Below are 21,625 nucleotides of genomic sequence, written 5' to 3'. Positions count from 1 at the left end.
GATTGTCGTCACACGTTGTAAATTATTGGTTAAATAATATGACGTGTGGCGTAAATTCCAGCATTTTATGCTTTCCCAAACGCAGACTTTCCTTATACTCGATCGAGCAAACATCTTTTTACATCCAGACATAAACGTAACAAATAATACGTCACTGGAAAGACACAACTCATCACTTTAAGGAATGCAATGATGACGAAACCTTCCGCATCATCCGGTTTTCTCCGTATTCTGACTCAGGGAAGTCTGGTGAAACAGATCCTGGTTGGGCTGATCCTGGGCATTATCCTGGCCCTCGTCTCTAAACCGGCCGCCATTGCCGCTGGCCTGCTTGGCACGCTGTTCGTTGGCGCACTGAAAGCCGTCGCACCGGTTCTGGTCTTGATGCTGGTGATGGCCTCCATCGCCAACCATCAGCAGGGCCAAAAAACCAATATTCGCCCCATCCTGTTCCTCTATCTGCTGGGCACATTTGCCGCGGCATTAACCGCCGTGCTGTTTAGCTTCCTGTTCCCGTCTGCGCTGCATTTAAGCGCGGCGGCAGAAGACATTGCGCCACCGTCCGGTATCGTCGAGGTGCTACGCGGCCTTCTGATGAGCATGGTTTCCAACCCGGTGAATGCGCTGCTTAACGCCAACTACATCGGCATTCTGGTGTGGGCGGTTGGCCTGGGCTTTGCGCTGCGCCACGGCAATGAGACCACCAAAAATCTGATCAACGACATCTCTAACGCCGTTACCTTTATGGTGAAATTGGTGATCCGCTTCGCGCCGCTGGGTATCTTCGGGCTGGTCTCTTCCACGCTGGCCACCACCGGCTTTAGCACCCTGTGGGGCTATGCGCAGCTATTGCTGGTATTGATTGGCTGTATGCTGCTGGTGGCGCTGGTGATCAACCCGCTGCTGGTATACTGGAAAATTCGCCGTAACCCGTACCCGCTGGTAATGGCCTGCCTGCGCGAAAGCGGCGTTTACGCCTTCTTCACCCGCAGTTCAGCGGCCAACATTCCGGTGAACATGGCGCTGTGTGAAAAACTGAATCTGGACCGCGATACCTATTCCGTTTCGATCCCGCTGGGTGCGACCATCAACATGGCCGGTGCGGCTATCACCATCACCGTGCTGACGCTGGCGGCAGTCAATACGCTGGGTATTCCGGTTGATTTACCGACCGCGCTGTTGTTAAGCGTGGTGGCTTCGCTGTGTGCCTGCGGGGCTTCCGGCGTCGCTGGCGGCTCGCTGCTGCTGATTCCCCTGGCCTGCAATATGTTCGGCATCTCAAACGATGTCGCCATGCAGGTTGTGGCCGTGGGCTTCATTATCGGCGTACTGCAGGATTCATGCGAAACCGCGCTGAACTCGTCGACCGACGTTCTGTTCACCGCGGCGGCATGCCAGGCAGAAGATGCTCGCCTCGAGAAAAACGCGCTCCGTAGCTAATCCCATCTCCCCTCCGCCGTCAGGTGGAGGGGTTTTCTTCCTGTATTTTCTTTTCCACCTTGAACGGGTCAATACCTTTACGCTGCATGCGCCAGAAACGAATGATATTCAGGCCGTTCATGACCAGAAAACTCCCCTCAATCAACGTGCCGCCAATCGAGCCCAGCCAGAAATTGTGCATCACCCAGCAGGCAGTTGAACACCACATTACGCAGCGTACCGTCAGCCCTTTACAGCGAAACAGCGCCCAGGTGCTGGCAACGGTCCCGGCAATCGGCAGCAGCTCCATGGCGTGCTGCAGTTTGCTAAGGCCGAGGATGAGCGTCAGCGCGATAAACACAAACATCACCCAAATACGGCGCGTATAAACCGAAATAAGGGTACGGATGACGTTGAGTTCAGCGCTCATCCCCGCGGGAAACGCGCCCATCAGAAAGAAGTGCACGCCGATGGTGGCACTGTAGAGTGAAAGCTGAAACTTGAAGCGTCGTTCATCGCGGTTGATAAAGGTGGTGATACCGATCAAAAACGCCAGAACGCCCACGCCCTGGGCAAGCCAATACGCAGTCATGGAAGGGGATCCCTGTTAAGCATGCATAAAAAAACGGCGTTTCAGAAGATGAAACGCCGTTTTATCGTATCAGATCACATTTTTATTACAACGTGACGCCGCTCTTAAAGATAGCCAGTTCGCGGAAGTCATTGCGCTCGTTGCAGGTCTGCTTGCCGTTAGCAAAGTCGACGATAACGTCAACAAACTCTTCCAGCAGCTGCGGCATCGCTTTACCGTGAATCAGCTGACCCGCGTTGAAGTCAATCCAGTGTTTCTTCTTCTCCGCCAGCTCGCTGTTGGTGGCAATTTTCACCGTCGGCACAAAACCGCCGTAAGGCGTACCGCGACCGGTACTGAACAGCACCATATGACAGCCCGCGCCCGCTAAGGCACTGGTCGCCACCGCGTCGTTACCCGGCGCGCTCAGCAGGTTCAGACCATGCGTTTTCAGACGTTCGCCGTAACGCAGAACATCAACCACCTTGCTGGAACCCGCTTTCTGAGTACAGCCGAGCGATTTGTCTTCCAGCGTGGTGATACCGCCCGCTTTGTTGCCCGGCGATGGGTTCTCGTAGATCGGCTGATCGTGGGCAATAAAGTACTGCTTGAAGTCATTGACCATCGTCACCAGCTTCTCGAAGGTCGCCTCATCGCGGCAGTGATCCATCAGCAATTGCTCTGCGCCAAACATTTCCGGCACTTCGGTCAGTACCGTGGTGCCGCCGTTGGCAATCACGTAGTCGGAGAAACGTCCCAGCATCGGGTTAGCGGTAATGCCGGACAGGCCATCCGACCCGCCGCACTCCAGACCAAACTTCAGCTCGCTCAGTTTACCCGGCTCGCGTTTGTCGTTGCGCATCACGTTGTACAGCTGATGGAGATGTTCGATCCCCGCTTCCACTTCGTCTTCCTGGTGTTGGCAGACCATAAAGTGAACGCGTTCAGGATCGAACTCGCCAAGAGTTTCGCGGAACGCATCAACCTGGTTGTTTTCGCAGCCCAGTCCCACCACCAGCACCGCCCCCGCATTCGGGTGGCGCACCATGTTTTGTAGCATGGTGCGGGTGTTGATGTGGTCATCGCCGAGCTGTGAGCAGCCGTAGGTGTGACTGAAGAGATGCACGCCGTCGATACCTTCGGCGTCATTCGTCTCTTTCAGAAAACGATTCTGCATCTGGCGTGCCATCGCGTTGACGCAGCCAACGGTCGGCAGGATCCACAGTTCGTTACGCACCCCTACATCACCGTTCGCGCGGCGATAAATCTGCACGTCGCGATCGGCCGCTTGGGCAACTTCCGCCTGGAAATCAGGGTGGTAGCTATACGTGTCCAGGTCGCTCAGATTGGTGCGCGTGTTGTGAGCGTGAATATGCTCACCCGCCGCCACGTCCACCAGCGTATGACCGATTGGCAAACCGTATTTAATGACGTTTTCACCTTTCGCGATATCGCGTAAAGCGAATTTATGGCCACGAGAGACCGCCTGGCGCAGGGTTACTGTCTGCCCATCAACGGTGACTTCGGTTCCTTCAGCCAAATCAGCGAGCGCTACCGCGACGTTATCCAGCGCATGGATCTTGATGTATTGCATACCTTCACCCAGACCTTAGTTCAGTTCAATGCCGAAGTAGTCACGCGCATTGTTAAAGCAAATATTTTTCACCATCTCACCCAGCAGCTGGATGTCGGCAGGCGCTTCGCCCGCGGCAACCCAACGGCCAATCATCTGGCACAGAATACGGCGGAAGTATTCGTGACGGGTGTAAGACAGGAAGCTACGGCTGTCGGTCAGCATACCGACGAAGCGGCTCAGCAGGCCCAGCTGTGCCAGTTGAGTCATCTGACGTTCCATACCGTCTTTCTGATCGTTGAACCACCAGCCGGAACCGAACTGCATCTTGCCCGGCATGCCTTCGCCCTGGAAGTTACCGATCATGGTGCCCAGCACTTCGTTATCGCGCGGGTTCAGGCAGTAGAGGATGGTTTTCGGCAGCAGATTCTGTTCGTTCTGCTTGCTCAGCAGTTTGGACAGCTCTTCGGCCATCGGACGGTCGTTGATGGAGTCGAAGCCGACATCCGCGCCCAGCAGTTTGAACTGACGCAGGTTGTTATTACGCAGCGCGCCGATGTGGTACTGCTGTACCCATTCGCGACGTGCGTATTCAGCGCCGAGGAACACCAGCACGGCGGTTTTGAACTGAGCGACTTCGTGCTCGCTGAGGGTTTCACCCGCCAGGCGGCGCGCCAGGATGCTATCCAGTTCAACTTCGTTCGCTTCGGCAAACAGCACAACGTCCAGCGCGTGGTCGGACACTTTACAGCCGTGCGCGGCGAAGTGGTCCAGACGTTTGGTCAGCGCGGTCTGCAGGTCAGCGAAACGACGGATTTCAATGTCGGACACTTCGCCCAGTTTGGCCATATAGTCAGCGAAAGTAGCCTGTTCAATGTTGAAGGCTTTGTCCGGGCGCCAGCTCGGCAGTACCTTCACGTCGAAAGAACCGTCTTTTGCAATGGTGGCGTGATGTTCCAGAGAATCGATCGGATCATCGGTGGTGCCGGCCATTTTCACGTTCATCTGCTTCATGATGCCGCGCGCGGAGAATTTGTCCTGCGCCAGCAGCTCATTGCACTGTTCCCAGATTTCATCTGCGGTAGTCGGAGACAGCAGTTTACCTGTAATACCGAACGGGCGGCGCAGTTCCAGGTGGGTCCAGTGGTATAACGGATTCCCGATAGTGTGCGGTACGGTCGCCGCCCACGCGTCAAACTTCTCGCGATCGGACGCGTCGCCGGTACACAGGCGTTCCGCTACGCCATTAGTACGCATCGCGCGCCACTTGTAGTGGTCGCCTTTCAGCCAGATGTCATACAGGTTTTTAAAACGGTAATCTTCCGCAACCTGCTGCGGCGGCAGGTGGCAGTGATAGTCGAAGATTGGCTGGTCTTTTGCGTAGTCATGGTACAAACGGCGAGCAAATTCGGTGTCTAGCAGAAAATCTTCAGTCATAAACGGGGTCATTATCGTCTTCCTCTCAACGAGTGGGTCAGATGTTTATCTGTAATGCCAACAAAGTTATCACACCAATTTCGCCAAACCGAAGATTTTTTCGTGAGTTAGATCAATAAACATTGACAAAAAATGACAATGAAATCGCAAAAAAGCCTCTGCAAGCCGCGCCACGCCTGGCTTGGCCTATCTACCCCTTAAACTCTATGGAAAATACCTCTTTTGTGACGGTATTCACCTTTTAAAGTTGTATGACAAGTTATCTTGCCCCCCGTCGAAACACATTGAACGACGGAATGTATTTGCGATGGTCGATACTGACACCTGATTGAGCGGTACGGATACCGAATTCAGCATACGTACTTACTGGCAAGTTCGGGTCGTACCGGGAAGCACTTCCACGGTAAGCCCTTCGAGAATGACATCCCCCGGCATAACGGGAAGATGGCTGTAGGACTCGCATTTATAACAACACGATGAGGTTTACATGCGTAAAATTAAGGGGTTACGTTGGTACATGATTGCGCTGGTGACGATGGGCACCGTGCTGGGTTACCTGACACGTAATACCGTGGCGGCAGCTGCGCCAACGCTGATGGCTGAGCTGCACATTTCCACACAACAATATTCATACATCATCGCTGCCTACTCCGCAGCTTATACCGTGATGCAGCCGGTTGCCGGCTATGTTCTGGACATCCTGGGTACCAAAATCGGTTACGCCTTCTTCGCCGTCGCATGGGCTATTTTCTGTGGCGCAACCGCGCTGGCAGGTAGCTGGGGCGGTCTGGCCGTGGCGCGTGGCGCGGTCGGTGCCGCAGAAGCAGCCATGATTCCTGCGGGCCTGAAGGCCAGCTCTGAGTGGTTCCCGGCGAAAGAGCGCTCTATTGCAGTTGGCTATTTCAACGTCGGTTCTTCTATCGGCGGCATGATTGCTCCGCCGCTGGTGGTATGGGCTATCGTGATGCACAGCTGGCAGATGGCGTTCATTATCTCCGGTGCGCTGAGCTTCATCTGGGCCATGTGCTGGCTGGTGTTCTACAAACACCCGCGCGATCAGAAAAAATTAACTGATGAAGAGCGCGAGTACATCATTGGCGGTCAGGAAGCGGCACACCAGACCAACAACGCGAAGAAAATGTCTCCGTGGCAGATTATTCAGACCCGTCGCTTCTGGGGTATCGCCCTGCCGCGCTTCCTGGCTGAACCGGCATGGGGTACCTTCAACGCCTGGATCCCGCTGTTCATGTTTAAAGTGTACGGCTTCGACCTGAAAGAAATCGCCATGTTTGCGTGGATGCCGATGCTGTTTGCTGACCTCGGCTGCGTTATCGGTGGTTACCTGCCGCCGCTGTTCCAGCGCTGGTTCGGCGTGAACCTGATTGTGTCCCGTAAAATGGTGGTCACCATGGGCGCACTGCTGATGATTGGCCCGGGCATGATCGGCCTGTTCACCAGCCCGTATATCGCTATCGCCCTGCTGTGCCTCGGTGGCTTCGCTCACCAGTCCCTGTCCGGCGCGCTGATTACGCTCTCTTCTGACGTCTTTGGCCGTAACGAAGTGGCGACCGCAAACGGTCTGACCGGTATGGCGGCGTGGATGGCAAGCACCATGTTTGCTCTGGTGGTGGGTGCGCTGGCTGATACCATCGGCTTCAGCCCGCTGTTCGCCGTACTGGCAATCTTTGACCTGTTAGGCGCGCTGGTTATCTGGACCGTCCTGCAGAACAAGCAGGCTGACGATGGCCAATCCGGCCAAAATCGTCCGGCCCAGCAGGCCACGCAAAACTAATCTGCGACAGAAGTTTGTTTTCGCTCAAGCCGCCTTGATCCAGGCGGCTTTTTTTCATGCCAAATTGTGGTGAGTGGCTCGCAAAAGTGGTATAACAAATTCAATCTGCCGTACCCTGCCTGGAGAGTATATGGAAATCGCCGACGCACGTCGCTTATATCAGCAACTTGCCGCTGAGCTGAAAGAACGCATTGAGCAAGGCGTTTACCTTGTGGGCGATAAACTGCCCGCTGAGCGCTTTATTGCCGATGAAAAAAGCGTCAGCCGCACCGTGGTGCGCGAGGCCATCATTATGCTCGAAGTGGAAGGGTACGTTGAAGTTCGCAAAGGTTCCGGCATCCACGTTATCTCCAATCAGCCGAAGTACCATCAGGCGCCGGACGAAAACCTGGAGTTCGCCAACTACGGGCCGTTTGAGCTGCTGCAAGCGCGCCAGCTTATTGAGAGCAACATCGCTGAATTTGCCGCCACCCAGGTCACCAAGCAGGACATCATGAAGCTGATGGAGATCCAGGAAAAAGCGCGCAAAGAGAAATGCTTCCGCGACTCCGAGTGGGATCTCCAGTTCCACGTGCAGGTCGCCCTGGCGACGCAGAACACCGCGCTGGCCGCCATCGTTGAAAAAATGTGGACCCAGCGCGTACATAACCCGTACTGGAAAAAACTCCACGACCATATCGACGCCCGAACCGTCGATAACTGGTGCGATGACCATGACCAAATCCTCAAGGCGCTCATCCGCAAGGATCCACACGCGGCGAAGATTGCCATGTGGCAGCATCTGGAAAACACCAAGCTGATGCTGTTCAACGAAACCAGCGATGATTTCGAGTTCAACGCCGACCGTTACCTGTTCGCCGAAAACCCGGTCGTTCACCTCGATACCGTCGCCATCGGCGGTAAATAAACCGTTCTTTTTTTCGACAAGGCTTGCCCGACTTTCTGTGTGGGTAAGCCTTTGTAAATCCCCTAGCCTCTCCCCGCACGAAACCGCAAAATCAATCTGCAACAAATTGCAATTTCTATGACGTGAAACCACGCCGTTTGTTACAATTGCATGCATTTTGTCGTTTCGACATTGAGTAAAAGTTTATTTCGCCAAAACAGGGACTGTTCAGCGCGTATTTACCGCGATGCTATTAGAATAAAAATAGAGAAGACGTCGCAGCGCGTTCAGGCATTACGTTAATCGATGTACCAGGAATCATGAATGGAACTACTAACCCAACTGTTAAATGCCTTATGGAGTCAGGATTTCGAGACGCTCGCAAATCCCTCGATGATCGGCATGCTCTATTTCGTCTTGTTTATGATCCTGTTTCTGGAGAACGGGCTGCTGCCTGCCGCCTTCCTGCCGGGCGATAGCCTGCTGGTGCTGGTTGGCGTGCTCATTGCCAAAGGCGCAATGGGCTTCCCGCAAACGATATTTCTCCTGACGGTCGCCGCCAGCCTCGGCAGCTGGATTGGCTATATCCAGGGCAACTGGCTGGGCAACACGCGTATCGTCCAGAACTGGTTATCCCATCTTCCCGCCCATTATCACCAGCGCGCGCACCACCTGTTCCATAAGCATGGCCTGTCTGCGCTGCTGGTTGGCCGCTTTATCGCTTTTGTCCGCACCCTGCTGCCGACCATCGCCGGCCTGTCCGGGCTCAACAACGCGCGCTTCCAGTTCTTTAACTGGATGAGCGGTCTGCTGTGGGTATTGATTCTGGTCTCGCTGGGTTTCCTGCTCGGTAAAACGCCGGTCTTCCAGAAATATGAAGATGCGCTGATGTCCTGCCTGATGCTGCTACCGGTAGTGCTGCTGGTCTTTGGACTGTGCGGTTCGTTAATCGTGATGTGGAAGAAAAAATACGGTAATCGAGGGTAATCATGGCGTCGAACCGCATTCATCTTCGCCGGTTTGCATTGAGCCTGAGCATCATGCTGATGTTATGCATGCTGCTCTGGATGTGGGCCGCACTGCAGCGTGAAGAGTCCACCCTCGCGATTCGCCCGATTAACCAGGCCAGCATGCCTGATGGCTTCTCCATCTCGCACCACCTTGATGCCAACGGTATTCGTTTTAAAAGCATTACCCCGCAGAATGACTCTTTGTTGATTACCTTTGAATCCAGCGAGCAAAGCGCGGCGGCGAAGCGCGTGCTGGATAGCACCCTGCCGCACGTCTACGTTGTCGCTCTCCAGGATGAAGATAACGATCCCGAAAGCTGGCTGTCACGACTGCGTGATACCTCACATCGATTTGGCTAAAAACTTCCAGGAATCTGAATAATTTCACTTACTTTGGTGATTTAGTCTTTTACTTACTATGCTTAGTAATGTGGGTGCCGTCTCGGTACTCACCTACTGGGAAAAGTACATTCCAGATGTACTGTGCAAAATGGAAGATGAATACATGAAATACCGCATCGTACTTGCGCTCACTCTCGCTTGTCTTAGCGCGAGCGCGGCAGCAACATCACTCTGCCAGGAAAAAGAGCAGGACATTCAGCGTGAGATTGGTTATGCCGAGAAGCATAACAATCAGAACCGTATCAACGGCCTTAAAAAGGCGTTGAGCGAGGTGAAAGCCAACTGTACTGATAGCAAGCTTCGCGCCGATCACCAGGAAAAGATCGCTGAGCAGAAGGACGAAATTCGCGAGCGCGAGCAGGATCTGCGGGAAGCAAAGCAGAGCGGCGATGCGGAAAAAGTGGCTAAACGCGAGCATAAGCTGCAGGACGCCAAAAAAGAACTTAACGCGCTGGAATCACGCGCGTATTGAGTGAGTGGAACCCCAACAGGAGAGAGACGATGGCTAAAGATTCAACCTCAGATCAGTTACGTGCAGAGCTGAAAGCCCTGTCAGATACTCTGGAAGAAGTCCTGAATGCTTCCACCGATAAATCCAAAGAAGAGTTGAGCAAACTGCGCAGCAAAGCGGAAAGCGCGCTGAAAGAGAGCCGCGACCGTCTGGGTGAAACGGGCGATGCCATTGCGAAGCAGACCCGCGAAGCCGCTGCGAAAGCCGACGGCTACGTCCGCGAAAATCCGTGGACCGGTGTTGGCATTGGCGCCGCCGTCGGCCTGGTGCTGGGCGTACTGCTGACGCGCCGTTAAGCATGAGTGATTCTCAGCACGCGCAGGGCCCCGGGAAAAACGTCCTCGGCATTGGTCAGCGCATTCTCACCTTGCTGGTTCAGATGGTTGAAACGCGACTCCGACTGGTGGTCGTCGAGCTGGAAGAGGAGAAAGCCAACCTCATCCAACTGCTGTTAATGGCAGGGCTTACCCTGCTATTTACCGCTTTCGGCCTGATGAGCCTGCTGGTGTTGATTATATGGGCGGTCGACCCGCAGTATCGTTTACACGTGATGATTGCCACCACCGGCACGCTGCTGCTGCTGGCGCTGATTGGCGGCATCTGGACCCTTCGCAAGGCCCGACGTACGACGTTACTGCGGCATACGCGCCACGAGCTGGCCAACGACCGCGCCCTTCTTGAGGATGAAGAGCCATGATGAGCCCACGTCAGGAACGGGAACAGCGCAAAGCGTTTCTGCTGCGCCAGATTCAGCAGCAGCGGCTGGATTTAAGCGCAGGTCGCCGCGACTGGCTGGATGTCACTCAGGTTTACGATCGCGGCTGGAGCCGTCTCGTCAGTCTGCGTTCGTGGGTGATGGTCGCCAGCAGCGCCATGGCCGTGGTGTCGCTGCGCCATCCGCGCTTTCTGGTACGCTGGGCGCGACGCGGCATTGGCGTGTGGAGCACCTGGCGAATGGCAAAGAGCCTGCTGCGCAAAGCAGGCTGATTTCCCTTTGCTGGCGAGCAGCGCCTGCTCAACATAAAGCCCCGTAGACAGCGCGCTGATACGGGCTTTTTCTGCTGTTCAAACCGTCGGTCCCATCAGCGTTTACCGCCATAAAACCCCCATTACCTCGCACCTCAGTCCGTCATCGCCTCCACGTCTCTACCTCATTGCTCAGATTCTTTGAAGAAGTTCAACAGTTTTCCTTGCTAACAATTGCCATACGTCGCAGTTATATTTCTCTCCATCGACAGCAACAACGCGCTATCGACGTGTAAATGCTGAATAAATTGGTTTAACTACCCGCAAGGTTCTCTGGAGAGAAAGATGAAAAAATTAGAAGATATCGGTTTCCTGGTTGCTCGTATTCTGATGCCAATTCTGTTTATCACAGCTGGCTGGGGCAAAATCACCGGGTATGCGGGTACACAGCAATATATGGAAGCGATGGGCGTCCCGGGGTTCCTGCTGCCGCTGACCATCCTGCTTGAGTTTGGCGGCGGTCTGGCAATCCTGTTCGGTTTCCTGACCCGTACTACCGCGCTGTTCACCGCAGGCTTCACCCTGCTGACCGCGTTCATCTTCCACAGCAACTTTGCTGAAGGCATGAACTCGCTGATGTTTATGAAAAACCTGACCATCGCTGGCGGCTACCTGCTGCTGGGTATCACAGGTCCGGGCGCATTCAGCATCGACCGTGTTCTGAATAAAAAGTGGTAAGCGCACTATACTGAATGAACAAAAAGCGAGGAGATATCTCCTCGCTTTTGCTATCTGAAGGAGAACATGATGGGACAATTAATCGACGGCGTCTGGCAGGATACCTGGTATGACACCAAATCCACCGGCGGGCGTTTCCAGCGTTCAGTCTCCGCCTTTCGCAACTGGCTAACCGCCGACGGCGAACCGGGCCCGACCGGCAGCGGCGGCTTTGCAGCCGAAAAAGATCGCTATCATCTGTACGTTTCTCTCGCCTGTCCGTGGGCGCACCGCACGCTGATTCTGCGTAAACTGAAAGGGCTGGAGCCGTTTATCTCGGTGTCGGTGGTGAACCCGCTGATGCTCGAAAACGGCTGGACTTTCGACGCCGATTTTCCGGCGGCAACCGGCGATACGCTCTATCAGCACCAATTTCTGTACCAGCTCTATCAGCATGCCGATCCGGCCTATTCCGGCCGCGTGACCGTTCCCGTTCTGTGGGACAAGAAAAACCAGACCATCGTCAGCAATGAATCCGCTGAAATCATCCGCATGTTTAATACGGCATTCGATGCGCTCGGCGCAAAAGCCGGCGACTATTATCCGCCCGCGCTGCGTGAGCAAATCGATGAGTTGAACGGTTGGATCTACGACACCGTGAATAACGGCGTCTATAAAGCCGGTTTTGCTACCAGCCAGGCGGCCTATGACGAAGCCGTAGAAAAAGTGTTTGTTTCGCTCGACCGTCTGGAGAAAATCCTCGGCCAGCAGCGCTACCTGACAGGCAACCAGCTCACCGAAGCCGATATCCGTCTGTGGACCACGCTTATCCGCTTCGATCCGGTGTACGTCACCCACTTCAAGTGCGACAAACACCGCATCAGCGATTATCTGAACCTGCACGGTTTCCTGCGTGACATCTATCAGATGCCGGGCATCGCGGAAACCGTGGATTTTGCCCATATTCGCAACCACTATTTCCGCAGCCACAAAACCATCAACCCGACCGGTATTATTTCGGTAGGCCCATGGCAGGATCTGGATGAACCGCACGGCCGCGACGAGCGTTTCCGTTAAGCACACCGGGCATCGGTCCTCGATGCCCAATTAATTCACGCCATCGATATTTACCAGGTTTTCATTCACGTCTATCCTTAGCTTGATCGCTTTAAAAACAAGTGATTAATGGTCAACTGAGGCAAAAAAATGGATTGGTATCTCAAGGTTCTACGTAATTACATTGGGTTTGGCGGCCGCGCCCGCCGCAAAGAGTATTGGATGTTCGTGCTGGTGAACGTCATTTTCACGCTGGTGTTGGGCGTGGTGGATAAGATGCTTGGCTGGCAGCGTGCTGGCGGTGAAGGGATCCTCACCACCATTTATGGTGTTCTGGTCTTCCTGCCCTGGTGGGCAGTACAGTTCCGTCGTCTGCATGATACCGATCGTTCGGCGTGGTGGCTGTTACTGCTGATCATTCCGGTAATCGGCTGGATCGTCATTCTGATCTTCAACTGTCAGAACGGGACGCCCGGCGACAACCGTTTCGGGCCGGATCCGAAACGTCTTCCCTGATCCCGGCCAGGCACAATGCGGGGTTTGTAGGCCTGATAAGCGCAGCGCCATCAGGTTATTCGGCGCCAATCGCCGGATGGCGGCGTAAACGCCTTATCCGGCCTACAGCCGATCGTTCCGGTGATCGCCCGGCGACAACCGTTTTGGGCCGGACCCGAAACGTCTTTCCCGATCCCGGCCAGGCACACTGCGGGGTTTTGTAGGCCTGATAAGCGCAGCGCCATCAGGCTATTCGGCGTCGATCGCCGGATGGCGGCGTAAACGCCTTATCCGGCCTACAACTACCACCCTATTTCGCGGTGAGCAGCTTTTGGATCTCGCGCAGGCACCAGGACTTCGCTTCGCCCATGCTGTCGCGCCGCCAGGCCATAATAATGTCAATCTCGCTGGTGTACTCCGGGCTAACCACCCGCAGACGCCCTTCGGCAATATCCTGCTCAACCAGCGGATACGGCATGGTCGCCACGCCCAGCCCGGCAAGCAACGCCTGACGTTTTTCTTCCATCGAGGTCACCGTCAGACGCGGCTGCTTATCCAGCAGCTGTACCGTCAGCACCGGGCGCTCGCGCGCGGTATCGGCAATCGCGACACCGCGATACTTCACGCGCGTCACCTCAGATAGCGGCTCGGCCTCCTGATGAATCGGATGGTCAGGCGCCGCAACGTAAACGTTCATCACCGAATAGAGCTTACGCGAGTTGATCTCCGTCGAAGAGCGGAAGTGCATATCCGGCGCGATAACAATATCCGCCCTTCCCTGCTCCAGACGCTCCCAGGCGCCCGCCAGCACTTCGGTAATAATCGACAATTGGGTGTTCGACTTGGTCGCCAGTTTCTCCACCAGCGGGAACAGGGTTGGCGTAGGGATCAACGCTTCAGCCACTATGGTGAGGTGCGTTTCCCAGCCGCGCGCCAGCGCTTCGGCATCGGTGGTCAGCTTATCCGCCGCTTCCAGCAACACGCGGCCGCGTTCCAGCAACATGCGCCCAACGTTGGTGAATTTTGTTCGATGACCTGAACGGTCAAATAACACCACGTCCAGCTCTTCTTCCAGCTTTTGCATGGTGTAGCTTAATGCCGAAGGCACGCGGCCCAGCTCGTCTGCCGCGGCAGCAAAGCTGCCACGCCGGTCGATGGCGTCCATTACTCGTAGTGCTTCCAGCGTCAGTGCTCTTTCTTTAGCCATGGCGTGCTCATTCAGGAAATTTGAACATACCGGGCAGAATATCTGGCTAACAATGCAGCGTCCATACCTTTACCATTGATTTAGTGTAAAGGAGGGTCAAGAAGATGATTACCACAAGAACAGCGAAACAGTGCGGACAAGCAGACTTCGGTTGGCTACAGGCCCGCTATACCTTCTCTTTTGGGCACTACTTCGATCCGAAACTGCTGGGCTATGCCTCTTTGCGCGTGCTGAATCAGGAAGTGCTCGCTCCCGGCGCGGCTTTCCAGCCACGTACCTATCCGAAAGTCGATATTCTGAACCTGATTCTGGAAGGCGAAGCCGAATACCGCGACAACGAAGGCCACCATATTCAGGCCAAAGCCGGTGAGGCGCTGCTGATCGCCACCCAGCCCGGCGTGAGCTATAGCGAACATAACCTGAGTAAAGATAAGTCCTTGACCCGGATGCAAATCTGGCTGGACGCCTGCCCGGAACGGGAAAACGCGCGGGTGCAGAAACTGAAGTTGCAAGAGGCGACGCACCAGCTGTTAGCCTCCCCTGACGGCAGCCAGCACAGCTTACAGCTGCGTCAGCAGGTGTGGCTGCACCATATCGAACTGGCAAAAGGCGAACAGGTGAATTTGCAACTGCACGGGCCGCGCGCCTATCTGCAGTCGATTCACGGTACGGTTCACGCGCTGGCACATGATGCGGAGAAACAGGCGTTAACCTGTGGCGATGGCGCATTTATTCGTGATGAAGCGAATATCACACTCGTTGCCGATACCCCTCTTCGCGCTTTGCTGATAGATTTACCGGTGTAGTTTTTTCAGGATAGCGGAAGTCAAAATGAGTAAGAGAAACAACAAAAAGCAGCAAACGGTGAAAGCCGTCGTCACCTCTCAGCCGGTCAGCGCGCCAAAAGAGTTTGGCGTTGAAGAGATGCTGAGCGAGTTAGAAGCCATCATCGCCCAGGCGGAAAGCCGCCAGGCAGAAGAGCGAGCGGCCTGAGAAAACGCCCCGGCCTGAACCGGGGCAAACGGCTAGTTCAGCTTGCTGGCCATAATCTGAATCACCTGCCGATCGGTTTGCTGCATCGACTGACAGGCCAGCGCGCAAAGGTTGGATATCGACTGCTCGACATCGTGCGCCACAATCCCCTCATTGCCGGTGACCGCGGTTTCATCCAGCGCCATCAGCACCGCTTTCCACGCCGACGATACGCTGGTTGACACCTTCATCGCGCAGCTGTTTGACGCGCCGTCGCAGATAATCCCGCTGACATCGCCAATCATGCTGCTGATCGCCATCGAAATACTGCGGTAGCTGCCGTCGATCAGCCAGCAAATCCCCGCCGCCGCGCCCATCGATGCCGTCGTCGCGGCGCAGAGCGCGGACAACATCGGCAGCTGATGGTGGATGTAGATAGCCGTCAGGTGCGAGAGAATCAGCCCGCGCGCCATTTTTTCCTGCGAGCAGCCCAGGTGTTCGGCAACGACGACCACCGGCATGGTGGCGGCAATGCCCTGGTTACCGGAGCCTGAATTGCTCATGGCCGGCAAGCAGGCGCCGCCCATACGCGCATCGGATGCCGCCGACGTGCGGATCATAATATCGGACAGCAGATCCTTAGCCAGCAGGCCGCGTTCGCGCTGGCGCTGGAGCGTCGCGCCAATATGTAGCCCATACTGCGCACGTAGCCCTTCGTGGGAGAGCGCGCTATTCAGCAGCGCCGCGTCGAGAATAAAACTGATTTTTTCAAACGGGACCTGCTCGGCAAACTCAACCACCTGCGCCAGCGTGACCTCCGACAGCGATGATGTAGACTCCTCTTCCCCGGCGCTGGCACAGCCGCTGGCATCCAGCAGCGTCACGCCGTTTTTCACGATCCGTACCACCCGAGTATGACCGCCTGCAATCGTCACCGTAGCCGACTCCGCGTCGGTATACACCGTGGCGCTGGCATACAGCACATCTTCGCACGATTCCTGAATCGAGACCGACACCCTACCGCTCGCCAGCAACGTCTTCCCGGCCGCGATGGCCTCAACGGAGGCGCTTTTTAATACCTCCAGCCCCGCCTGCGGATCGCCGCCTAACGCGCCTACCGCCGCGGCAATCGGTAACCCCACCATGCCGGTTCCCGGCACGGTAACGCCCATGCCGTTTTTCATCAGGTTGGGAGAGACTTTCGCGTCAATATGACTCACCCTTCCCGCCAGATGCGAGGCGGCAATCGCGCTGGCCAGAGCCAGCGACACCGGCTCGGTACAGCCCATCGCAGGCTTCACATTTTGTTTAACCGCTTGAATCAGGGTATCCCACAGCGGATTCATCGTTACTTCAACCATCTTAACCATCCAAAATCAGGAGAATGCCAGGAACGGAGAGACGCAGAGCAGCAGGCCAGTGATGATAATGATCGCCAGCGAGGCGCCTTTGTATTTATGCAGCGCCGGAACCTTGTAAACCAGCCAGGCCGGAATCAAACAACCCACCATGCCGAAGATAGGGCTGCAAATAGAAGTGAAGCTCAGCACTGGCGCATTCAGTACGATCGCGCTCCAGGCCAGCAGGATGGCGAAGATCATGATCCCACGCTGTACCAGCTTCTCATTGATCTTTTCCATCGGCATTTTGCGACGCAGCAGGTTAATCACGATCCCTTGCGTCGCCTCGCGAAAGCCGAGGTAAACACCGAAGAAAGCGGTCATCACCGCAAAAATATTGAGGATCACGCTCACCACGGTGACCCAGGCACCGGTGCTGCCGTTGATGAACTGCGCGGCAATCGCCAGCGCGGAGATATTTTGCTCGTAGGCTTTAACCGCTTCGTCGTGTCCCATTGCCAGCGTGAAGGAAACGGCATAGAAAAAGACCACGACAAACAGAATGCCGAAGGCAATATTCATCGCCCGCAGCGCTTTATGACGCGCCACTTCGCGGGATTTTTCCTTCGAGCGGTAAGAGATAACCATCGGGCTGAGCGTCTGAATAAACAGGATAGATGTCAGCGTAAACGGCAGCGTGATGATCGCGTTTTTCACCAGCAGACCCATCGGCGGTAGCGAACCGGCGTTGTACAGGTGCCACATCCCCACCATCGACACGCCCAGCGCCGCCACCACCAACAGCTTGGTCAGCACCATAAAGCTGGAGACTTTAAACAGCAGCTTCTCACCGCGCGAAGAGATTGCGACCAGCACGCAAATCAGCACCAGACCATAGAACGGGTTTTCTGACAGCAGACCATCGGTGACCCCGAAGGTATGCAGATAAGAGGCGCTGTCGTTGGTGATGGCCGTGGAGTAAACAAACATCCAGATCACCAACATAATGAAGTAGAGCGCGCCGAGTAAAATCCCCCAGTTTTTCCCCAGGTAGCCGCTGATCACGCTCGGGTAGTCTTTACACTCCGGCGACTCGGCCAGGGTGTTGATAAACAGTCGCTGAAACAAGTACATGGCCGGATAGCCGACAATGGAGGAGAGCAGGAAGACCCACAGCCCCATCAGCCCTACCTGCACGGGTAAAAAGACGATACCCGCGCCGATAGCCATCCCGATGCTCATAATGACCCAACCCACATCGGTACTGTCGAACTTTATTGCCGCCTGCCATTCACTTTCTGACATGCCCGCTCGTGCGGCCGCCGCCGAGGTGTGCGTCGGTGAAACTGAGATTGTTTCCATAACAAATTCTCACTCTTGGTGTGTAGGGTTTATTGTTCTGATACAGATTGATATTTCAAAAAAACAAATCATCACAGGCTTATTCACTGCTTTTTCCTGGAGTGTGAAGATCATAGCGCGGGTTAAGGAGAAAAAACTTGCAACTCTTTGCCCGGGAAAAAGCGATAAGGAGAAATTCATGCCATGAATAGCGAGAAATCAGCCAGGTTATTTCTCTTTTTACGAACAATGGAGGAGAAAACATATTTTCCTATGCCGCAGGATTTTATAACATACTGTTTTTAATGTTATTTTTAGAATTACCTTTCTATTTAACGAAACAACGTAAAGGGATTTTGTGAACTCGGACAACAAACAATGTTAATGAAATGTGATGTAAAATTGCGGCGAAAAATGAGGTCTATCACAACATCACGCTGTTTCAGTCAATAACTCCATTGTTTGTATGGATATAGTAAATAATCAGAAGATTTCGCTAACAAAACGGGGGCGCTTACAGGAGAGATTGAATGGGACCAGAAAGCAAAAACCCCGCCGAGGCGGGGTTTTTTAAGAGGTGAAACTGACCGATAAGCCGGGTTCTGTCGTGGACAGTCATTCATCTAGGCCAGCAATCGCTCACTGGCTCAAGCAGCCTACCCGGGTTCAGTACGGGCCGTACCTTATGAACCCCTATTTGGCCTTGCTCCGGGTGGAGTTTACCGTGCCACGGACTGTTACCAGCCGCGCGGTGCGCTCTTACCGCACCCTTTCACCCTTACCTGATCCCGCTTACGCGGGCCATCGGCGGTTTGCTCTCTGTTGCACTGGTCGTGGGCTGTGACACCCCCCAGGCGTTACCTGGCACCTTGCCCTATGGAGCCCGGACTTTCCTCCCCTCCGCCCGTCTCCCCCGAAGAGGACGACGACGAAGCGGCGACTGTCTGGTCAGCTTCGGCGCGCAGTATAGAGGGTTTGCGCGCTGATGTCACCTTTCCGTCAGCATTCCCACCTGTAGGGTGGCGGCAATGTTACGAGAGGTGAGATAAATATTGTCAGCCGCATCGCGGAACGCCTCTTCCAGCGAGCCAATGCGGTTCAGTACGCTGAAGACCGAATCAATGCCGTACTGATGCACCACGCCAACATCTCGGGTCAGGCTACCGGCAATACCAATCACCGGCTTATGGTATTTTTTTGCCACGCTGGCAACGCCCACCGGCACTTTGCCGTGAATGCTCTGACTATCGAGTCGCCCTTCGCCCGTCACCACCAGCGTGCAGTCGTGAATATGTTCTTCCAGATTCAGCGCCTGGGTGACGATCTCAATACCGCTGCGCAGCTCAGCGCCAAGAAATGCCATCAGCGCCGCGCCCATGCCGCCTGCGGCCCCGGAACCAGGTACGTCTTTCACATCAACGCATAGCGATTTTTGAATCACCTCGGCGAAGTGCGCCAGGTTACGGTCCAGTTCGGCAATCATTTCTGCCGTCGCCCCTTTTTGCGGCCCAAAAATGCAGGATGCGCCAAACGGCCCGGTCAGCGGGTTGGTTACATCGCAGGCCACGCGAATCGTACAGGCCTGTAGACGCGCATCCAGCCCGGCAATATCAATATGATTGAGGCTCATCAGACTGCCGCCGCCGAAGCCTATCGCCGTCCCGTTGGCATCGCACAGCTTTGCTCCCAGCGCCTGGACCATGCCGGCACCGCCGTCGTTGGTCGCGCTACCGCCAATGCCGATAATGATGTTCTTCACTCCGCTTTCCAGCGCCTGGAGAATCAGCTCCCCGGTACCGTAAGAGGTGGTAATCAAAGGGTTGCGTCGTTCCGCGGGCACCAGCGCGAGGCCGCTGGCAGCAGCCATTTCGATAAACGCCGTACCGCCGTCGCCCGAAATGCCCCACTGTGCAGTAACGGCATCGCCCAGCGGGCCGGTGACGGTCGATGTCACCGCGCGCCCCTGCGTCGCCGCAATCATCGCCTCAACCGTTCCTTCTCCGCCGTCGGCGACCGGGACGGACACAAACTGCGCTTCCGGAAAGATTTCCCGAAATCCTTTTTCTATCGCCAGTGCTACCTCGGTGGCAGAAAGGCTTTCTTTATAAGAGTCTGGGGCGATTACGATTTTCATATCTGAGCCTATTAGCGCGCGACGCCGGATGACGCATCACCGTTCCGGCCTACCTTGTGAGCCCGGCAGCGCCGGGCTCAACGTCCTTAGCGAGTCACTTCCACTTTCGCCAGTTTTTCGTAGTAGCACGCCAGAGCGCTATGGTCGGCGGTACCCAGACCATCGGCACGCAGCGCCTGCATCATTTCCATCACTGCCGCCGTTAGCGGCAGCTGCGCGCCCACGCCGTGGGAGGTGTCCAGCGCGTTGGCCAGATCTTTAATGTGCAGATCGATACGGAACCCCGGCTTGAAGTTTCTGTCCATCACCATCGGCGCTTTGGCATCGAGCACGGTGCTGCCCGCCAGGCCGCCGCGAATCGCCTGGTACACCAGATCCGGGTTCACGCCCGCTTTGGTGGCCAGCGTCAGCGCTTCCGACATCGCCGCGATATTCAGCGCGACAATCACCTGGTTTGCCAGCTTGGTGACGTTGCCCGCACCGATTTCACCGGTGTGAACCACTGAACCCGCCATCGCTTTCATCAGGTCGTAGTACTTATCGAAAATCGCTTTATCACCACCCACCATCACCGACAGCGTGCCGTCGATCGCCTTCGGCTCGCCGCCGCTGACCGGCGCATCCAGCATCTCAACGCCCTTCGCCTTCAGCGCATCGCTGATTTCACGGCTTGCTAGCGGCGCAATAGAACTCATATCAATCAGTACGGTGCCCGGCTTCGCGCCTTCGATAATGCCGTTTTCACCCAGTGCCACTTCTTTGACGTGCGGCGAGTTTGGCAGCATGGTGATGATCACGTCGCACTGCTCGGCAATCGCTTTTGGCGTGGTCGCGGTTTCCGCGCCCGCCGCAATCACTTCGGCAATCGTTTCAGGATTACGGTCAGCAACCACCAGTGAGTAGCCCGCTTTCAGCAGGTTTTTGCTCATCGGTTTGCCCATGATACCCAGACCAATAAAACCAACTTTCATCGTCATTTCCCCAATTTTGCGTTAATTCGGTAGCGGTTACTTTTTGAAAGCATCGGCCAGCTTCTGCGTTCCGGCGCGGAATACGCCCAGATCGCTGCCCACGGCCACAAAGGTGGCCCCCCACTCCAGATAGCGGCGCGCATCGGCTTCCACCGGTGCCAGAATGCCGCTGGGTTTCCCGTGCGCCTTCGCTCGGGCAAAAATATGCTGGATAGCCTGCTGTACTTCCGGATGCGAGGCGTTGCCAAGATGCCCCAGCGCGGCGGCCAGATCGCTTGGGCCAACGAAGATCCCATCAACGCCGTCGGTGGCGGCAATCGCATCGACGTTATCGACCCCCAGTTGGCTTTCAATCTGCACCAGGACGGTGATGTTCTTGTTGGACTGCGCGAAGTAGTCCGCTACGGTGCCAAACATATTGCCGCGATGCGAAACGGATACGCCGCGAATGCCTTCCGGCGGGTAACGCGTGGAGGAAACCGCCTGCGCCGCCTGTTCCTGGGTTTCCACGAACGGAATCAGGAAGTTGTAGAAACCGATGTCCAGCATACGTTTGATGATCACCGGCTCGTTGGTCGGCACGCGCACCACCGGCGCGCTCTGGCTGCCCTTAAGCGCCATGAGCTGCGGGATTAATGTCGTTACATCGTTCGGCGCATGTTCACCGTCCAGTACCAGCCAGTCGAACCCGGCCAGGCCTAACACTTCGGTACTGATTGGGCTGGAAAGTGCGGACCAGCAGCCAATCTGAACCTGTTGCGCTGCCAGCGCTGCTTTGAATTTGTTAGGAAAAATCGCGTTATCCATGTTCATTACCTTAAGTTA

At 55.5% G+C, this 21,625-nt stretch carries 23 protein-coding genes and 1 other RNA gene; 14 read left to right on the top strand and 10 right to left on the bottom strand.

Annotation, left to right across the window (positions count from 1 at the left end; genetic code table 11):
* Positions 1-192: 192 nt before the first annotated feature.
* Positions 193-1,440: a serine/threonine transporter SstT gene (sstT, locus tag ABTW00_RS03155; protein WP_416374490.1), complete on the top strand. Its 1,248-nt coding sequence runs from the start codon at positions 193-195 to the stop codon at positions 1,438-1,440.
* Between the two features lie 19 nt (positions 1,441-1,459).
* Here the strand turns inward: sstT and ABTW00_RS03150 are convergent, their stop codons facing one another.
* The 3 genes from ABTW00_RS03150 to uxaC form a co-directional block, all read right to left on the bottom strand.
* Positions 1,460-2,011 (bottom strand): YgjV family protein, encoded by a 552-nt coding sequence (locus tag ABTW00_RS03150; protein WP_065356105.1) that lies wholly within the window; start codon positions 2,009-2,011, stop codon positions 1,460-1,462.
* A gap of 85 nt (positions 2,012-2,096) precedes the next feature.
* The gene (locus ABTW00_RS03145; protein ID WP_065356106.1) at positions 2,097-3,584 is read right to left on the bottom strand and encodes a UxaA family hydrolase; all 1,488 of its coding nucleotides are present in this window, start codon (positions 3,582-3,584) and stop codon (positions 2,097-2,099) included.
* Between the two features lie 15 nt (positions 3,585-3,599).
* Positions 3,600-5,012: a glucuronate isomerase gene (gene uxaC / locus ABTW00_RS03140; protein WP_433638773.1), complete on the bottom strand. Its 1,413-nt coding sequence runs from the start codon at positions 5,010-5,012 to the stop codon at positions 3,600-3,602.
* A 475-nt stretch (positions 5,013-5,487) separates the two neighbouring features.
* Here uxaC and ABTW00_RS03135 point away from each other — a divergent pair, with 475 nt between their 5' ends.
* From ABTW00_RS03135 to ABTW00_RS03085, 11 genes are all read left to right on the top strand, one after another.
* Positions 5,488-6,792: an MFS transporter gene (locus ABTW00_RS03135; protein WP_064542128.1), complete on the top strand. Its 1,305-nt coding sequence runs from the start codon at positions 5,488-5,490 to the stop codon at positions 6,790-6,792.
* A 130-nt stretch (positions 6,793-6,922) separates the two neighbouring features.
* Entirely contained in the window at positions 6,923-7,699 is a 777-nt protein-coding gene (gene exuR, locus ABTW00_RS03130; RefSeq protein ID WP_065356108.1) for a transcriptional regulator ExuR, read from the top strand.
* A gap of 303 nt (positions 7,700-8,002) precedes the next feature.
* A complete protein-coding gene (gene yqjA / locus ABTW00_RS03125) occupies positions 8,003-8,665 on the top strand; it encodes a DedA family general envelope maintenance protein YqjA (protein WP_064542121.1) in 663 nt (220 codons plus the stop codon).
* 2 nt (positions 8,666-8,667) lie between these two features.
* Positions 8,668-9,048 carry an EnvZ/OmpR regulon moderator MzrA gene (mzrA, locus tag ABTW00_RS03120; RefSeq protein WP_064542119.1) on the top strand — a complete coding sequence of 127 codons (381 nt, stop codon included), beginning with the start codon at positions 8,668-8,670 and terminating at the stop codon, positions 9,046-9,048.
* A gap of 145 nt (positions 9,049-9,193) precedes the next feature.
* Entirely contained in the window at positions 9,194-9,562 is a 369-nt protein-coding gene (locus ABTW00_RS03115; protein ID WP_064542527.1) for a DUF1090 domain-containing protein, read from the top strand.
* Positions 9,563-9,591: 29 nt separating this feature from the next.
* Entirely contained in the window at positions 9,592-9,897 is a 306-nt protein-coding gene (locus ABTW00_RS03110) for a DUF883 family protein (protein WP_064542116.1), read from the top strand.
* Positions 9,898-9,899: 2 nt separating this feature from the next.
* The gene (locus tag ABTW00_RS03105) at positions 9,900-10,298 is read left to right on the top strand and encodes a phage holin family protein (protein ID WP_064542113.1); all 399 of its coding nucleotides are present in this window, start codon (positions 9,900-9,902) and stop codon (positions 10,296-10,298) included.
* On the top strand, positions 10,298-10,588 hold the full coding sequence (locus ABTW00_RS03100) for a YqjK-like family protein (protein WP_064542524.1): 291 nt from the start codon (positions 10,298-10,300) through the stop codon (positions 10,586-10,588). Before ABTW00_RS03105 ends, ABTW00_RS03100 begins: the two co-directional genes overlap by 1 nt.
* 324 nt (positions 10,589-10,912) lie before the next feature.
* A complete protein-coding gene (locus tag ABTW00_RS03095) occupies positions 10,913-11,305 on the top strand; it encodes a DoxX family protein (protein WP_064542109.1) in 393 nt (130 codons plus the stop codon).
* Positions 11,306-11,374: 69 nt separating this feature from the next.
* On the top strand, positions 11,375-12,361 hold the full coding sequence (locus ABTW00_RS03090; RefSeq protein WP_064542106.1) for a glutathione S-transferase family protein: 987 nt from the start codon (positions 11,375-11,377) through the stop codon (positions 12,359-12,361).
* Positions 12,362-12,490: 129 nt separating this feature from the next.
* Complete coding sequence (locus ABTW00_RS03085) at positions 12,491-12,856, top strand: DUF805 domain-containing protein (protein ID WP_065356112.1); 366 nt, start codon at positions 12,491-12,493, stop codon at positions 12,854-12,856.
* Positions 12,857-13,145: 289 nt separating this feature from the next.
* On the opposite strand, the gene ABTW00_RS03080 is transcribed toward ABTW00_RS03085, so the two are convergent.
* Complete coding sequence (locus tag ABTW00_RS03080; protein ID WP_065356113.1) at positions 13,146-14,042, bottom strand: LysR family transcriptional regulator; 897 nt, start codon at positions 14,040-14,042, stop codon at positions 13,146-13,148.
* A 104-nt stretch (positions 14,043-14,146) separates the two neighbouring features.
* On the opposite strand from ABTW00_RS03080, the gene ABTW00_RS03075 reads away from it, so the two are divergent.
* Together ABTW00_RS03075 and ABTW00_RS03070 are read left to right on the top strand one after the other, a co-directional pair.
* A complete protein-coding gene (locus ABTW00_RS03075) occupies positions 14,147-14,848 on the top strand; it encodes a pirin family protein (RefSeq protein ID WP_064542096.1) in 702 nt (233 codons plus the stop codon).
* 25 nt (positions 14,849-14,873) lie between these two features.
* Entirely contained in the window at positions 14,874-15,035 is a 162-nt protein-coding gene (locus ABTW00_RS03070) for a hypothetical protein (RefSeq protein WP_433638766.1), read from the top strand.
* A 32-nt stretch (positions 15,036-15,067) separates the two neighbouring features.
* On the opposite strand, the gene ABTW00_RS03065 is transcribed toward ABTW00_RS03070, so the two are convergent.
* The 6 genes from ABTW00_RS03065 to garL form a co-directional block, all read right to left on the bottom strand.
* On the bottom strand, positions 15,068-16,375 hold the full coding sequence (locus ABTW00_RS03065; RefSeq protein ID WP_433638764.1) for a serine dehydratase subunit alpha family protein: 1,308 nt from the start codon (positions 16,373-16,375) through the stop codon (positions 15,068-15,070).
* A gap of 15 nt (positions 16,376-16,390) precedes the next feature.
* Positions 16,391-17,716: an amino acid permease gene (locus ABTW00_RS03060; RefSeq protein ID WP_064542092.1), complete on the bottom strand. Its 1,326-nt coding sequence runs from the start codon at positions 17,714-17,716 to the stop codon at positions 16,391-16,393.
* Between the two features lie 554 nt (positions 17,717-18,270).
* An RNA gene (gene rnpB / locus ABTW00_RS03055) (RNase P RNA component class A) lies at positions 18,271-18,651 on the bottom strand.
* A 32-nt stretch (positions 18,652-18,683) separates the two neighbouring features.
* Positions 18,684-19,829 carry a glycerate 2-kinase gene (gene garK / locus ABTW00_RS03050; protein WP_065356115.1) on the bottom strand — a complete coding sequence of 382 codons (1,146 nt, stop codon included), beginning with the start codon at positions 19,827-19,829 and terminating at the stop codon, positions 18,684-18,686.
* 86 nt (positions 19,830-19,915) lie between these two features.
* Positions 19,916-20,806: a 2-hydroxy-3-oxopropionate reductase gene (gene garR / locus ABTW00_RS03045; RefSeq protein ID WP_065356116.1), complete on the bottom strand. Its 891-nt coding sequence runs from the start codon at positions 20,804-20,806 to the stop codon at positions 19,916-19,918.
* A gap of 30 nt (positions 20,807-20,836) precedes the next feature.
* Complete coding sequence (gene garL, locus ABTW00_RS03040) at positions 20,837-21,607, bottom strand: 2-dehydro-3-deoxyglucarate aldolase (RefSeq protein WP_064542083.1); 771 nt, start codon at positions 21,605-21,607, stop codon at positions 20,837-20,839.
* Positions 21,608-21,625: the final 18 nt, after the last annotated feature.

Source organism: Kluyvera georgiana, assembly GCF_050990895.1.
GTDB lineage: Bacteria > Pseudomonadota > Gammaproteobacteria > Enterobacterales > Enterobacteriaceae > Kluyvera > Kluyvera georgiana.
Note: the sequence above shows the minus strand (reverse complement) of the source record. Positions and strands in the feature narration are given on the sequence as shown.